This window comes from Streptomyces orinoci, from assembly GCF_003121295.1.
Taxonomy (GTDB): domain Bacteria; phylum Actinomycetota; class Actinomycetes; order Streptomycetales; family Streptomycetaceae; genus Streptomyces; species Streptomyces orinoci.
In genome coordinates, this window is record NZ_PHNC01000029.1 from 1,077,858 (window position 1) to 1,092,367 (window position 14,510).

10 protein-coding genes are annotated in these 14,510 nt (G+C 70.8%); 2 read left to right on the forward strand and 8 right to left on the reverse strand.

Annotated elements, in window-relative coordinates:
* Positions 1-119 precede the first annotated feature (119 nt).
* Genes galK through galT form a run of 3 tightly spaced genes read right to left on the reverse strand, consistent with a single transcriptional unit; the run spans position 120 to position 3,263 of the window.
* Positions 120-1,271 carry a galactokinase gene (gene galK, locus CV755_RS19650; RefSeq protein WP_109281501.1) on the reverse strand — a complete coding sequence of 384 codons (1,152 nt, stop codon included), beginning with the start codon at positions 1,269-1,271 and terminating at the stop codon, positions 120-122.
* Positions 1,252-2,220 carry a UDP-glucose 4-epimerase GalE gene (gene galE / locus CV755_RS19655; protein ID WP_109281502.1) on the reverse strand — a complete coding sequence of 323 codons (969 nt, stop codon included), beginning with the start codon at positions 2,218-2,220 and terminating at the stop codon, positions 1,252-1,254. Before galE ends, galK begins: the two co-directional genes overlap by 20 nt.
* Positions 2,217-3,263, reverse strand: a complete 1,047-nt coding sequence (gene galT / locus CV755_RS19660) for a galactose-1-phosphate uridylyltransferase (protein ID WP_109281503.1) — start codon at positions 3,261-3,263, stop codon at positions 2,217-2,219. The genes galE and galT overlap by 4 nt, the downstream gene beginning before the upstream one ends.
* A 93-nt stretch (positions 3,264-3,356) precedes the next feature.
* On the opposite strand from galT, the gene CV755_RS19665 reads away from it, so the two are divergent.
* Both CV755_RS19665 and CV755_RS19670 read left to right on the forward strand, forming a co-directional pair.
* Positions 3,357-5,042 (forward strand): sodium:solute symporter family protein, encoded by a 1,686-nt coding sequence (locus CV755_RS19665; RefSeq protein ID WP_241561299.1) that lies wholly within the window; start codon positions 3,357-3,359, stop codon positions 5,040-5,042.
* A gap of 18 nt (positions 5,043-5,060) precedes the next feature.
* Positions 5,061-5,312, forward strand: a complete 252-nt coding sequence (locus CV755_RS19670) for a hypothetical protein (RefSeq protein WP_109281504.1) — start codon at positions 5,061-5,063, stop codon at positions 5,310-5,312.
* On the opposite strand, the gene CV755_RS19675 is transcribed toward CV755_RS19670, so the two are convergent.
* The 5 genes from CV755_RS19675 to CV755_RS19695 form a co-directional block, all read right to left on the reverse strand.
* Complete coding sequence (locus CV755_RS19675) at positions 5,266-5,985, reverse strand: response regulator transcription factor (RefSeq protein ID WP_109281505.1); 720 nt, start codon at positions 5,983-5,985, stop codon at positions 5,266-5,268. The genes CV755_RS19670 and CV755_RS19675 overlap by 47 nt on opposite strands.
* A 250-nt stretch (positions 5,986-6,235) precedes the next feature.
* Positions 6,236-8,059: an outer membrane protein assembly factor BamB family protein gene (locus CV755_RS19680; protein ID WP_153068709.1), complete on the reverse strand. Its 1,824-nt coding sequence runs from the start codon at positions 8,057-8,059 to the stop codon at positions 6,236-6,238.
* A gap of 272 nt (positions 8,060-8,331) precedes the next feature.
* Positions 8,332-10,131 (reverse strand): ABC-F family ATP-binding cassette domain-containing protein, encoded by a 1,800-nt coding sequence (locus CV755_RS19685; protein WP_109281507.1) that lies wholly within the window; start codon positions 10,129-10,131, stop codon positions 8,332-8,334.
* 473 nt (positions 10,132-10,604) lie between these two features.
* A complete protein-coding gene (locus tag CV755_RS19690) occupies positions 10,605-13,130 on the reverse strand; it encodes an FtsX-like permease family protein (RefSeq protein WP_241561301.1) in 2,526 nt (841 codons plus the stop codon).
* A 271-nt stretch (positions 13,131-13,401) separates the two neighbouring features.
* Positions 13,402-14,454 carry an aldo/keto reductase gene (locus CV755_RS19695; protein WP_109281508.1) on the reverse strand — a complete coding sequence of 351 codons (1,053 nt, stop codon included), beginning with the start codon at positions 14,452-14,454 and terminating at the stop codon, positions 13,402-13,404.
* Positions 14,455-14,510: the final 56 nt, after the last annotated feature.

Consider the following 14,510-nt stretch of genomic DNA (forward strand, 5'->3'; position numbering starts at 1 on the left):
CGGGCGTCGTACCTGCCTGTCTCGCCCCCTGATAAGCGTCGGCCCCCACCGGCGCTGTGCACAGCGTACGGCGGGGGTCGGACGAGGGAAGGCGAATCGCGAAACTGGGGGAGCGTGGCTCAACCCACCCGCCCCGCGCCGCTCCCCGCTCCCACGGTGAACACCCGTGGCGCCCCATACCCGGCGTTCCGGAACGCCTCGTCCACCGCCCGTCCCACCGCCGCCGCGCGGGCCTCCGCCACCAGCACCACCGCCGAGCCCCCGAAGCCCCCGCCCGTCATCCGCGCACCCAGGGCCCCGGCCGCCCCGGCCGTGGCCACCACCAGGTCCAACTCCGGGCAGGAGACGGCGAAGTCGTCCCGCAGCGAGTGGTGCCCGGCGGTCAGCAGCGGGCCCGCCTCCCGTACCTCTCCCGCCTCCAGCAGCGCGGCCGTCTCCGCCACCCGCTGGTTCTCGGTGACCACATGCCGTACCAGTGGTCGCAGACCGGGAGTCAACGCGCCCAGCGCAGCGGGCAGTTGCGCCGGAGTGATATCCCGCAGGGCGCGCACTCCCAGTGCCCGCGCCGCCTTGGCGCACCCCGCGCGCCGCTCGGCATAGGCGCCATCGGCCAGGGCATGCCGTACCCCGGTGTCCACCACCAGCAACCGCAACCCCGCGAGTTCCAGGGGCACCTGGCGCATCCCGAGATCGCGGGTGTCCAGCAGCAGGGCATGCCCGGCGGTACAGCAGGCGGCGGCCATCTGGTCCATCACCCCACAGGGCACCCCCACGAACTCGTTCTCCGCCCGCTGCGCCAGCAGCGCCAACTCCGGGCCGGAAAGCGGTGATCCGCCCAGTGCCAGCGCGGTGGCCACCTCCAGCGCGGCGGAGGAGGACAGCCCGGCCCCCAGCGGCACCTCGCTCTCCACAAAGACATCGGCCCCGCCGGCCGCCGCCGTCACCCCCGCCTCACGCAACGCCCAGCACACGCCCGCCGGATAGGCCGCCCAGCCCTTCACCGCCCCCGGCGCCAGCTCCGCCACCCGCAGCGAGATCACCTCGCCGCCCAGCCGGGCCGAGTACAGCCGCAGCAGGCCGTCCCGCCGCGCCGCGGCGGCCACCAGGGTGCGCTGCTCAAGCGCCAGCGGCAGCACCAGGCCCTCGTTGTAGTCGGTGTGTTCGCCGATCAGATTGACCCGGCCCGGCGCCGCCCAGATCCCGTCCGGGGCGCCGCCGTACACCGCCCGGAACCCGGCGGCGGCCCGCCGTTCAGCGCCGGCGGCGGTCACGGGCGAACTCCCAGGCGTCGGCGATGATTCCGGCGAGGTCGCCGCGGGCGGGCTGCCAGCCGAGCAGCCGCCGGGCCCGCTCGGCGGAGGCCACCAGCACCGCCGGATCACCCGGCCGCCGCGCGGCGGCTGTCTCCGGAATGGGATGGCCGGTGACCTTGCGCGCGGTCTCGATCACCTCACGGACCGAAAAGCCATTGCCATTGCCCAGGTTGCAGACCAGGTGCTCCCCGGGCCGGGCCGCCTCAAGCGCCAGCAGGTGGGCCTCGGCCAGGTCGGCCACATGCAGATAGTCGCGGACACAGGTGCCGTCCGGGGTGGGATAGTCGGCGCCGTTCACCGCGATCGCCTCGCGCTCCCCCAGCGCCACTTGCAGCACCAGCGGAATCAGATGGGTCTCCGGCGCATGCCGCTCGCCATAACGCCCGTACGCCCCCGCCACATTGAAGTAGCGCAGCGAGACCGCGCCCAGACCGTGGGCGGCGCACTCGGCGCCGATCATCTGGTCCACGGCCAGCTTCCCGGCGCCATAGGGGTTGGTGGGCGCGGTGGGCGCGTCCTCGGTGATGGGCACCACGGCGGGTTCGCCATAGGTGGCGGCGGTGGAGGAGAACACCAGGGTGCGCACCCCCGCGCCGCGCATGGCGTCCAGCAGTTCCAGGGAACCGCCGACGTTGTTGCGCCAGTACTTCTCCGGACGGGCCACCGACTCCCCCACCTGGGAGGAGGCCGCGAAGTGCAGCACCGCGTCAAAGGAGCCGTCCAGCCAGCGCGCCACCTCCTGCACCCGCCCCTCGACAAAGTGCGCGCCCTCGGGCACCGCGTCCCGGTGCCCGGTGGAGAGATCGTCCAGCACGGTCACCCGGTGCCCGGCCGCCAGCAGCCGGTCGGTGACCACACTGCCGATATAGCCCGCGCCGCCGGTCACCAGACACTTGCCAGCCTTCATCCGCTCGCAACCTCTCGCAGTCTCCGGGCCGCAGCCTCGGGCGGCACATCGTTGACGAAAACGTTCATACCGGATTCGGAACCGGCGAGGAACTTGAGTTTGCCGGGAGTCCGGCGAATGGTGAAGAACTCCAGGTGCAGGGCGAATTCCCGGCGCCGGGGGTGGTGGACGGGCGCCTGGTGCCAGGCGGAGATATAGGGCGTGGGCGGCATATCCGGGCCGAAGATCCGGTCGAAGCGCCGGGCCAGTTCCCGGTGCACCCCCGGCAGCTCCGCCCGCGCCGCCTCATCCAGCGCGGGCAGATCGGGCACCCGGCGCCGCGGATAGAGGTGCACCTCATACGGCCAGCGGGCGGCATAGGGCACAAAGGCCAGCCAGTGTTCACCGGCGAGCACCACCCGGCTGCCGTCCGCCTCCTCCGCCGCCACCAGCTCGTCGAACAGGTTGGCCCCGCCGGTGCGTTGGCGGTGTTCCTCCAGCGAGTGGAGCATGCGCTCGGTGCGCGGGGTGACAAAGGGGTAGGCATAGATCTGGCCATGGGGATGGGCCAGGGTGACGCCTATCTCCGCGCCCCGGTTCTCAAAGCAGAACACCTGCTCAACGCCCGGCATTCGGGACAGCTCCCGGGTGCGGTCGGTCCAGGCGTCCAGCACCAGCCGCGCCCGCTGGTCATCCAGCGCGGCGAAGGAGCCCTGGTGGTCGGCGGTGAAGCAGACCACCTCGCACCGGCCGGCCTCCCCCGCCAGCGCGGGAAACCGGTTCTCGAACACGGCCACCTGATAGTCCCCGGCCGGGATCTCGGTGGGTCTGCCCTCCCTGGACGGGCACAACGGGCAGGCGTCGCTGGGCGGATGGTAGGTCCGCTCCTGCCGGTGCGCGGCGATGGCGACGGTGTCCCCCAGCAGCCGGTCCCGGCGCAGTTCGCCCACGGTGGTGACGGGCGGCAGCGGCCGCCGGTCCACGGCGTCCCTGGCCGGGGCGTCCGCGCGGTCGTAGTAGATCAGCTCGCGGCCGTCCGCGAGGCGGGTCGCCGTCTTGCGCAATTCTGACGTCTCCTCACCCACACCTTCACACAGAACCGAACACAAGGAATCATGAGTCAACAGCCCGGTCAACAGTGAGCGAGGTGACCTTTCGTGCCCCAACTGGCCGAGGAGCAACTGGCGCAAGGGCTCCGGCTGCCCGTCAACGCACTCGATTACGCCATCCTGATCGTCTACTTCCTGGTCGTCCTGGGCATCGGCTTCGCCGTCCGCCGCTCGGTGCGCACCAGCCTGGACTTCTTCCTCTCCGGCCGGTCACTGCCCGCCTGGGTCACCGGACTCGCCTTTGTCGCCGCCAATCTGGGTGCCACCGAGATCCTGGGCATGGCCGCCAACGGGGCCCAGTACGGGGCCTATACGGTGCACTGGTACTGGATCGGCGCGATACCCGCCATGGTCTTCCTGGGCCTGGTGATGATGCCCTTCTACTACGGCTCCAAGGTGCGCTCGGTACCGGAGTTCCTGCTGCACCGCTTCGGCCCGGCCTCCCATCTGCTCTCCTCGGTGATCTTCGCGGTGGCCTCGGTGCTGATCGCGGGCGTCAACCTCTATGCCATGGCCATCGTGTTGCAGGCCCTGCTGGGCTGGCCGCAGTGGGTGGCCATCGTGGTGGCCGCGTTCTTCGTGCTCGCCTACATCACCCTCGGCGGCCTGTCCTCGGCCATCTACAACGAGGTGCTCCAGTTCTTTGTCATCCTGGCCGCGCTGATACCCATGACCGTCATCGGCCTGAAAAGAGTGGGCGGTTGGGGCGGACTGCGCCACTCGCTCTCCGCCCGCCATGGCGATGACTTCCTCAGCGCCTGGGGCGGTACCGGCATAGGACACCCCAACTCCCTGGGCGCCAACTGGCTGACCATCGTCCTGGGCCTGGGCTTTGTCCTCAGCTTCGGCTACTGGACCACCAACTTCGCCGAGGTACAACGGGCGTTGTCGGCCAAGAACCTCAGCGCGGCCCGCCGCACCCCGCTGATCGCCGCCTTCCCCAAGATGCTCATCCCCATGGTGGTGGTGCTCCCCGGGCTGATCGCCCTGGTGATGGAGCCGGCCCTGGGCCGTACGGGCAGCGGACTGAGCTACAACGACGCCATTCCGGTGCTGATGCGCGACCTGCTGCCCAATGGGGTGCTGGGGCTGGCGGTGACCGGACTGCTGGCCGCCTTTATGGCCGGTATGGCGGCCAATGTCTCGTCCTTCAACACCGTGTTCACCAATGACATCTGGGCCGCCTATGTCCGGCGCGGCCGCCCGGACGCCTACTACCTCAGCACCGGGCGCTGGGTGACCGCCGCCGGGGTGCTGGCCGGGATGGGCACCGCCTTTATCGCCTCCTCCTTCTCCAACATCATGAACTACCTCCAGACCCTGTTCTCCTTCTTCAACGTCCCACTGTTCTGCGTCTTCATCATCGGGATGTTCTGGCGGCGCGCCACGGCCGCGGCCGGATTCTGGGGACTGCTCTCCGGCACCGTGGCCGCCATGGTCAACTACTTCGGCCTCTACCGGCAGGGCGTCCTGGACATCCCCTCCGACCAGGGCGCCAACTTTGTCTCCGCCATCGTGGCCTTTGTGGTGGGCGGGCTGGTGATGGTGACCGTCACCCTCTTCACCCGGCCCAAGCCCGCCGCCTCGCTGGTCGGCCTGGTCTATGGCACCAGCTCGCCCGGGATGCAGCCGCCACCCGAGGCCGGGGACGACGCCTGGTACCGCAGGCCCGCCCTGCTGGGCTGGGGCGCGGTGCTGCTGGCCGCCCTGTGCTATGTCCCCTTCTCCCTCTGACCACTTGAAAGGTGCCTGATGAACCGGCCGCAACCCCCCGCCGGCACCCGGCTGTTCGATGTACGCCTGGTCATCGGCGGACTGTTCACCCTCTATGGACTGATGATCACCGGTGCCGGAATCGCCGCCTCCGACCGGGATCTGGACAAGGCCCAGGGCATCAATATCAACCTCTGGGCGGGCCTGGGCATGCTCGCCCTGGGGCTGGGCTTTCTGCTCTGGCTCAGGCTCCGCCCGGCCGTCCCGCCGTCCCCCGCGGAGCGGGAGTGACCGGGCCGCCGCCGGCCGCCCGGTCCAGCAGCCCGGTACGCGCGGCCAGCGCCGCCGCCTCCAGCCTGGAGCCCACGCCCAGCTTCATCAGCACCCGCTGCACATGGGTACGGGCGGTGCTGGGCGCTATGCCCATCCCGGCGGCGATCAGCCGGGTGTCCTCGCCCTCGGCCACCCGCACCAGCACCTCCACCTCGCGCGGGGTGAGCAGCTGAAGCAGCCGGGCGCCCTCGTCGTCCGGCTGCGCGGCCGGGTTGAGCAGCTCGGTGAACGCGCCCTGGAGCAGCTGGGGTTCGACCGCGGCCTCCCCGGCACGGGCCTTCATCATGGCCCGTTCCACACCCTCGATCCGCTCATTGTGCCGCACATAGCCGGAGGCCCCGGCGGCGAAGGCGGCCGCGATGCCCAGCGGGCTGGGCACCGGGCCCAGCACCACCACCGCCACCTGGGGGCGCTCCCGTTTGATCCGCACCACCGGGTCGAAGGCCCCGGGCTCGGCCGGGGCGGCGGTGCCCAGCAGACACACCTCCGGCGCCCGGCTCACCACCAGGTCGGCGGCTCCCGCGCTCGGCGCCGCCGCGGCCAGCACCCGGTGCCCGCGCAGCTTCAGCGCCGAGGCCAGGGCCTCGGCCAGCAGACGGTGGTCATCGACCACCATGAGCCGCACGCCCATGCACTGCCCCCTGTCGCCCGCGCGTAACTCCCCCCGGCCGAACGCCGGGAGGTGCCCCCACAACTGGTCGCCACTCTTGCCCCCGGAAGCTACACGCTTGTTCGACGTTCCGCGCCCCCTACTGGTGAGAAGTCCCCCGGAATGCCGAAATCCCTGCCATTCATGTGTACTTCGCGTCTGAAACGGATCGTTCAGGCATGTACGCACGATGAACAGGGATTTGGCCGGAGCACTCCTCAAATGATCAGGATCAGTTAGCTCCCCAGACCTCGGCCAGGTACTCCTTGCCCTTGGCGAACTGGTCGGGCTGATGGATGAAGGTGCGGCCCAGGTAGAGCCGGTTCTGCGTCCAGATCACCCAGTCGTAGTCGGGCAGGATCTGGTTCTCCGTGTCATAGGAGTCCTTGGGGTTCTTCAGCAGCACATCCACCTTGAAGGTCTTGGGGTCGATGCGCACCACCTGGCCGCCATAGCGCCAGCTGGAGGTCTGGTAGGCGATGACGCCGCCGTCCTTGTCCACCGTGACCGGCGACATGGAGGAGCTCAGCCGGCCGTCCGCCTTGCCCTTGGCCTGGCCGTTGGACAGGTCGAAGCCCACGACCTCATTGGTCTGCCCGACGTCCCCGGCCTTGCCGGTCTGGTGGTCGTTGGTGGGCAGATAGAGGGTGTCCTTGCTGACCACCACCTTGCGGCAGCCGTCCACACCGTCCCGGCACCGGGGAACGTACTTGCCGTTCTCGGTGGAGATCTTGCTGCGCAGCTTGCCGTCCTTGGCGCTGTCGTCCACGACCATGAAGTCGGAAACCCCGGAACCGGTGTGGTCGTTGGCGTTGACCCCGATCACCAGCGGATCGACGGAGGCCACATAGGCGTCGCTGATGCCATTGGGCAGCTTGAAGCTGGAGGCCACCGCGCCATCGGGCTTGAGGGTCTGCACCGACATCTGCGGGTGCTCATAGTCACCGCAGCGGCGCACCGCGACCAGCTTGCTGCCGCCGCCGTAGCCGTCGTCATGGCAGTCGTCCTGCGGCTTGGGCTTCCACAGCTCCTTGCCGTCCATCGACCAGGCGGAACCACCGGCGATGCCGCCCGCGGCGACGATATTGGCGCCCACGGTCACCTGGTCGAAGGTGATCGTCTGGTCACCCTGCTGGGACTGCTTCTGCCACAGCTTCTTTCCGTTGTTGAGGTCGATGGCCACGACCTCGTTGCAACGTCCGCCGGAGAACTTCTCGTTGGTGGGCTTCTTGTCCTGGACCAGGATCGCGGTCTTGCCGTCGTCGGTGACATGGCGCGAGGCCGAGCAGATCTCGCCGTCCAGCGGGATCTCCCACTTCTGGCCGCCGGTTACGCCATAGCCGACCACCTTGAACAGATCGGTCTTGGCGAAGACCTGATCGGTGATCCACATCCCGGGGGCGTCACGGCTGTCGGGCACCTTGGGCTGCTCCACGCCGAACACCAGCTTGCCGTCGGCCGACTGGGGCCGGGGCGCCGGCTTGTCGGTGGAGCCACCGCCGCCGCCGCTGCCGCCGCTGCTTCCGGCGGAACTCTCCGACTTGCCACCGTCCTTGGTGAAGAACCAGACGCCGCCGCCGGCCACCAGCAGGACGGCGATCACGGCGCTGATGATGACCACCAGGCGCTGCTTGGACCCGCCTTGGGACGGCACGGCCGGGGCTGCCGGGGCTGCCGGGTACGGCGCCTGCGGCGCGAAGGGGCCGCCGAACTGGGGCGGTTGACCCGGCCCCGGGTAGCCATAACCACCGGCCGCCGGGGCGGCGGGCGGGGCGGGCGGCATCTGCGGGTAGCCGTAGGCGGGGGCGCCGGGGGTGGGCGCGCCGGGTACGGACTGGTTCGGCACCGGCTGTCCCGGCTGACCCGGCTGCCCGGGCTGGCCCGGCGGCTGCGGCGGCATGGCCGGTGCGGCGCCGAAGCCGCCCGGGGCCGGGGCCTGGGCCGGCGGCTGGGCCGGGGGCGCGGGCGGAACGTCCTGTGGAGCGCCGAAACCGCCGGCCGGCTGCTCCGGAGGTACCCCTTGCGGCGGCTGAGGTGGCTTGGGCGGCTGTGACATCGGTTTTCCTCTTGATATGCGGGTCCCAGAGCCCGATCGGCCTCCCCCGCGATCCCGGTGTCCGAAATGACCACCGAGAAGGAGCGATTCGGGTTGAAATCCCGCCAGTGAGCGGCAGGCGAGCGGGAATTCTTTGTATCACCCGGCGCCGACAACACAGGGGGCGGTATCGGGCGGGATCACCCGCCGATACCGCCCTGTAACGAGACTGTTGTGACCCCAGTGCCTTACGCGGCGGTAGTCACCGCGGCACTCATCCCGCGTTCAACGGGTCACACCTCATCGGCGAGTTCCAGCCACCGCAGCTCCAGCTCCTCGCGTTCGGCGGCCAGTTCACGCAGCTCGGCGTCCAACTTGGCGACCGCCTCGAAGTCGGTGGCCTGCTCGGCGATCTTCTCGTGGAGCTTGGCCTCCTGCTCGCTGATCTTGTCCAGCCGGCGCTCGATCTTCTGCAACTCCTTCTTGGCGGCCCGGGAGTCGCCGGAGGGCTTGGCCTTGACCGCGGGGGCAGCCGGAGCGGAGGGTGCCGCGGCGTCCAGGACCGCCTGCCGCCGCTCAAGGTACTCGTCCAGCCCGCGCGGCAGCATCCGCAGGAAGCGGTCGCCCAGCAGCGCGAAGACCCGGTCGGTGGTGCGCTCCACAAAGTAACGGTCGTGGCTGATGACGACCATTGAGCCCGGCCAGCCGTCCAGCAGGTCCTCCAGCTGGGTCAGCGTCTCGATGTCCAGGTCGTTGGTGGGCTCGTCCAGGAACAGCACATTGGGCTCGTCCATCAGCAGCCGCAGCAGTTGCAGCCGCCGCCGCTCACCGCCGGAGAGGTCGCCGACCGGTGTCCACTGCTTCTCCTTGGTGAAGCCGAACTTCTCGCACAGCTGGCCCGCCGTCATCTCCCGGCCCTTGCCGAGGTCCACCCGGTCGCGCACCTGCTGGACGGCCTCCAACACCCGCAGCGCGGGGTCGAGTTCGGCGACCTCCTGGGAGAGGTAGGCCAGCCGCACCGTCTTGCCGACCACCACCTTGCCCTTGGCCGGCTGCTTCTCGCCCTGGCTGCGGGCCGCCTCGGCGAGGGTGCGCAGCAGCGAGGTCTTGCCCGCGCCGTTGACGCCCACCAGGCCGATCCGGTCGCCCGGACCCAGCTGCCAGGTCAGGTGCTCGATCAGCACCTTGGGCCCGGCCTGCACGGTGACGTTCTCCAGGTCGAAGACCGTCTTGCCCAGCCGGGCGTTGGCGAACCGCATCAGCTCGGCGCTGTCCCGGGGCGGCGGTACGTCCGCGATCAGCTCATTGGCGGCCTCGATGCGGAACCGGGGCTTACTGGTACGGGCCGGGGCGCCGCGCCGCAGCCAGGCCAGCTCCTTGCGCATCAGGTTCTGCCGCTTGGCCTCCTCGGTGGCGGCGATCCGTTCGCGCTCGGCGCGGGCGAAGACATAGTCGCTGTAGCCGCCCTCGTACTCATGGACGGTGCCGCGCTGGACGTCCCACATCCGGGTGCAGACCTGGTCCAGGAACCAGCGGTCGTGGGTGACGCACACCAGCGCGGAGCGGCGGGCGCGCAGGTGGGCGGCCAGCCAGGAGATGCCCTCCACGTCCAGGTGGTTGGTGGGCTCGTCCAGGACGATCAGGTCCTGTTCGGCGATCAGCAGCTTGGCGAGCGCGATGCGGCGGCGCTCACCGCCGGAGAGGGGGCCGATCACGGTGTCCAGCCCGTCCGGGAACCCCGGCAGGTCCAGCCCGCCGAACAGTCCGGTCAGCACATCGCGGATCTTGGCGCTGCCCGCCCACTCGTGGTCGGCGAGGTCGCCGATCACCTCGTGCCGGATGGTGGCCTCGGGGTCCAGGGAGTCGTGCTGGGTGAGCACGCCCAGCCGCAGGTGTCCGGCGTGGGTCACCCGCCCCTTGTCCGCCTCCTCCAGCTTGGCGAGCAGGCGGATGAGCGTGGTCTTGCCGTCACCGTTGCGGCCGACCACGCCGATCCGGTCGCCCTCGTTGACGCCGAGGGAGACGCCGTCGAGGAGTGCGCGGGTTCCGTACACCTTTTCGACGGCTTCCAGATTGACCAGGTTGGCTGCCATTGGGCTCCTCGCTTAATGGGGTTCCTTCCAGGATCCCATGCGCCCCGGCCCCCTCTCCGCAGAGCCCGCCCCGTTCAGGGGCGCGGGCCCCTAAGGGGCGCGGGGAACTGCGCGACCAGCCCTCCACGGCCCGCACCCGCCCACCAAGCGGGGGGCTCCCTGGGGGCGGCAGCCCCCGGAGAAACGGTGAAAGGGCGGGTCCGGGGCCCCCTCCCCCGACAGCCACCCCCACCGGGCCGCACCCGGCGACGAAACGGCATCTGCCGTTGCAGTCCGGCCGCGGGCCGTGTGTGGCTGGTCGCGCAGTTCCCCGCACCCCTGGGCAGGGCGCACCCGGCAAGGGCAGGGCGGCTGCCGACGACCGTTGCCGCTCGGCCGCAGACCGTGCGGGGCTGATCGCGCCCGCGCGGCGGAGCCGCAAATCGGATAGCGCCCCGCGCCCCTGGAAGGGCGCACCCGGCGAGGGGGCAGGGCTACGCGGCGGCCGCCGCGTGGACCGGGCGGCCCCGGAGAGCCAGCCAGGTCGGCACCAGGGTGGCCGTCAGGGTCAAGGCGACCGCAGCCCCCACCACCACGCCATAGATGGAACCCGGCCCCGAAGGCCGGCAGCCGGCCCCCACCGCCACCCCGAAGGGCAGCAGCGTCGTGGCCGCCGCCACCGTACCCAGGGTGAGGCCGACCACCGCCACCAGCAGCCCCTCCACCGTCATCATCCGCAGCACCTGCCCCCGCGTCGCCCCCGTCAGCCGCTGGAGGGCGAAGTCACGGCGCCGGTTGCCGACGGCAACGGCCGTGGAGTTGACCACCGACAGCGCGGTGTACGCCACCAGCATCCCGACGATCAGGTAGTTCACCCACGCCTGGGTGCGCGAATCCCGCGCCTGCCGGTCCAGTACCGCGTCCCGGTCCCCGGCCCGTACCCCCGGGTGCCGGGCGGCCAGTTCGCCGAGTTCGGTCATCAGCCGGTCCCGGGGGAACCCGTCCGCGGCCCGGATGAGGATCCGGCCGGGCAGCCCCTCGGTGGTGTGCGGAGCCAGCAGTTCCACGCTGGTCAGCGCCGACTCGTACCCCTCCCGCGCCGGGAAGAGGGCGACGATCCGTACGTCCGTCACCGCACCGTCGCCCAGCCGCAGCCGCACCGTGTCGCCCAGCCCGCGCCCCATGCGGTGTGCCATCCGCTCCGGCAGGGCAAGGGTGGCGCCCCGCAGGTCCCGCAGGCTGCCCGCCACCGGGCGGATGGCCAGGGTCCGTTCGGCGGCCGTCCCATCGACCCCCTCGATGGCCAGACCCCGCTTGGTCTCCTCGCCGTCGTGCGGACGCTCGGTGTACACCCGGCTGCTCACCGACGCCCCGGCAGCGCCCACCCCGGGCAGCCGCCGCACATCGTCCACCAGTGCCGGGTCCAGCCCGCCGGCCGCCGAGGTGAGGACCGCGTCGGCCCGCAGGTTCTCCTCGGCCGCCCGGTCGGTGGCGCTCTGCACCCCGGTCTGGAGGTAGAGCATCCCGGTGGCGATGGCGCTGGCCAGCATCAGCGGTGTGGCCACCGCCGCCGTCTTCACCGCGCTCACCCGGCAGTTGACCGCCGCCAGCCGTCCCGCCGCCCCGGTGAACAGCCGGACCGGCCAGTACAGCAGCATGGTCACCAGCTTCACGAACCAGGGCCCCAGCAGCGCCAGTCCAATGGCGCAGCACATCACCGTGGGACCCGCCGTGCTCGCCGCGACCGGTCCGCGCAGCACCAGCGCGGTGACCAGTCCAAGGGCCACGGTGCCGGCCAGGAACAGCAGCCCCAGCACCAGCCGCAGCGGCGTCAACCACCGCTGTGGTACGGCCACTTCGCCCAGCGCCTCCACCGGCCTGGCGTTCACCGCGCGCCCGGTGCCGAGCAGGGTGCCGGCGACAGTGGTCAGCAGCAGCGCCCCATAGGCGGGCAGGGCGGGGATCCAGCCATGGCGGTACACCATGGCGTCCGCCACCATGCCATGCTCCGTCATCCGCTCGAACAGCCACCGGCCCACCACCGGCCCCAGCGGCCAGGCCACCGCGGCGGCGGCCACCATCACCGCCAGCGACTCGCCGAGCAGCATCCGGCGCAGCTGGCCGGGGGCCGCGCCGATGGCCCGTAGCAGGGCCAGCTCACGGCGCCGCTGCTGGGCGGCCAGGCCGACGGTTCCGGCCACCACGAACATGGCCACGGCGATGGCCAGTCCGCCGAAGACCCCGGCGAGCGCGATCAGATCCTCGCCGCCCTGGAGCGCGTCCGGCTGCTCCGCCAGGCCCCGCCGGCCGCCGGTGAGCAGGGATACCCGCTCGCCCTTGAGCGCGGCGGCCACATCCTTGCGGTGTGCGCCGGGCGCGAGCCGGACGGCGATGTCGGACACCGTGTCCGGGCGGGGTGACAGCCGTACGGCCTCGGCGTCGCCGAAGAACAGGGTGGGGCGGGGCGCCCGCCCCCGCGCGATGCCGCTCACGGTGTATCCGGCGGAGCCGCCGTGCGCCGCGATCCGCAGCCGGTCGCCGACCGCCGCCTTCGCCCGCCGGGCGAGCGCCTGGTCCAGCACGACCTCGCCGGGGCGGGCGGGGGCGTGGCCGGCGGTCAGGGTGTACGGGGTGAGTGCGGCCGAACTCCAGCCGTGCGCCTGGGCGTTGGTGTGGATGCCGGGCATGGACACATCGAGGGTGCGCTCGGCTATGGCGGTGCGTACGCCGGGTACGGCGCGTATCCGGTCGGTCAACTCGGCGGGCAGCTGGGCCCGCTCGGAGAGGTATACCTCCTTGCTGTGCTTCTTGCCCGGCTGGTGGATCCGGTAGGTCTGGTCTCCGGCGACCACCAGGTCCGCACCGGTGAGCCGCTGCGGCGGGACGGTGGAGCGGATGCCGGTCTCCATCAGTCCGCCGCAGGCCATCACGATGACGGCCCCGATCACCAGGGCGAGGAAGGTGGCGGTGAAGGCGCCGATCCGGTGGCGCAGCGAACGCCGGGCGAGTTTGCCGATCATGCGCTCAACGCTAGGGAGGGGGCGAGCTCCCGCCCATGGGAACAGCAGGCGGGTTGGGGGTGGGGTTAGCCCTACTCAGGCGGAAGCTGAGTAGCAGTGCTCAGGTGTGGGGGTGGGCGGTGCGGCGAGGCTGGCCGCATGACGACGAGATTGATGCTGATCACGCGGCCATGCGTTTGCTTCGCCCTGCGGGCGGGGCGTGTCCGGGAGGACGACGACCACGCGGGGCTGGCCCCGGAACGAGCGGTCGCGTGCCACACGGGCGCCGATGTCATGCAGCAGGCGGAGGTGCGAGAACTGGTGGGTTGAGGCGGGCGAAGCCTTCCTGGCGCTGGTAAGGGAAGTACGGGTAGGGCGCCGTCTTGCCGCTCGCCGCATCGAGTTTGCCCATCTGGTCGGGCGTGAGCGTCCAGCCGATGGCACCAAGGTTCTGGCGTAGCTGCTCCTCGTCGCGGGCGCCGATGATGACGGAGGAGACGGTCGGTCGCTGCAACAACCATTTGATGGCGATCTGCGGAATGCTTTTGCCGGTCTCCTGAGCGATCTCGTCGAGGGCGTCCACGACGCGGTAGAGGTGTTCGTCTTCAACCGGCGGGCCGTAGTCCGCGGTGTGGTGCAGCCGGCTGTTGGCCGGCAGCGGCCGGCCACGGCGGACTTTGCCGGTGAGCCGTCCCCAGCCGAGCGGGCTCCAGACGAGGGCTCCGAGGCCCTGATCGAGCCCGAGGGGCATCAGCTCCCATTCGTAGTCGCGGCCGATGAGGGAGTAGTAGACCTGATGTGCGACATAGCGCGGATGACCGTATCTCTCCGCGATCGAGAGGGACTTCATCGCCTGCCAACCGGAGAAGTTGGAGATGCCGAGGTAGCGGACCTTCCCTGCTCGTACGAGATCGTCGAGTGTGGACAGGACTTCCTCGATCGGCGTGCCGGCGTCAAAGGCGTGCAGCTGGAACAGATCGATGTAGTCGGTGCCGAGCCGGCGCAGGGCGTCCTCGCATGCGGTGATCAGGCGCGAGCGGGAGGAGCCCGCATCCCCTGGGCCGTCACCCATCGGCAGGCCGGTCTTGGTGGACACGATCACGCGATCCCTGCGACCTTTGATCGCTTCGCCCAGCACCTCCTCGGAGGCCCCGCTGGAATAGACGTCCGCGGTGTCGAACATGGTGATCCCGGCGTCGAGGCAGATGTCCACAAGACGGCGTGCTTCTTGTGCATCCGTGTTGCCCCAGGCGCCGAACAGCGGTCCTTGGCCGCCGAAGGTGCCGGCGCCGAAGCTCAGTGCGGGGACCTTGAGGCCGGATGTCCCCAGCCGCCTGTATTCCATGGCTGCTCCTCTCTCGTAGCCCGACCCGACTAATGGGCTTGGAGTTCCGTTAATGT

Bases quoted from the DNA above. Each gene is read 5' to 3' on its own strand.
- galE (WP_109281502.1), bottom strand. From the start codon at position 2,220: ATGAAGGCTGGCAAGTGTCTGGTGACCGGCGGCGCGGGCTATATCGGC.
- CV755_RS19670 (WP_109281504.1), top strand. From the start codon at position 5,061: ATGAACCGGCCGCAACCCCCCGCCGGCACCCGGCTGTTCGATGTACGC.
- CV755_RS19675 (WP_109281505.1), bottom strand. From the start codon at position 5,985: ATGGGCGTGCGGCTCATGGTGGTCGATGACCACCGTCTGCTGGCCGAG.
- CV755_RS19680 (WP_153068709.1), bottom strand. From the start codon at position 8,059: ATGTCACAGCCGCCCAAGCCACCTCAGCCGCCGCAAGGGGTACCTCCG.
- CV755_RS19685 (WP_109281507.1), bottom strand. From the start codon at position 10,131: ATGGCAGCCAACCTGGTCAATCTGGAAGCCGTCGAAAAGGTGTACGGA.
- CV755_RS19690 (WP_241561301.1), bottom strand. From the start codon at position 13,130: ATGATCGGCAAACTCGCCCGGCGTTCGCTGCGCCACCGGATCGGCGCC.
- CV755_RS19695 (WP_109281508.1), bottom strand. From the start codon at position 14,454: ATGGAATACAGGCGGCTGGGGACATCCGGCCTCAAGGTCCCCGCACTG.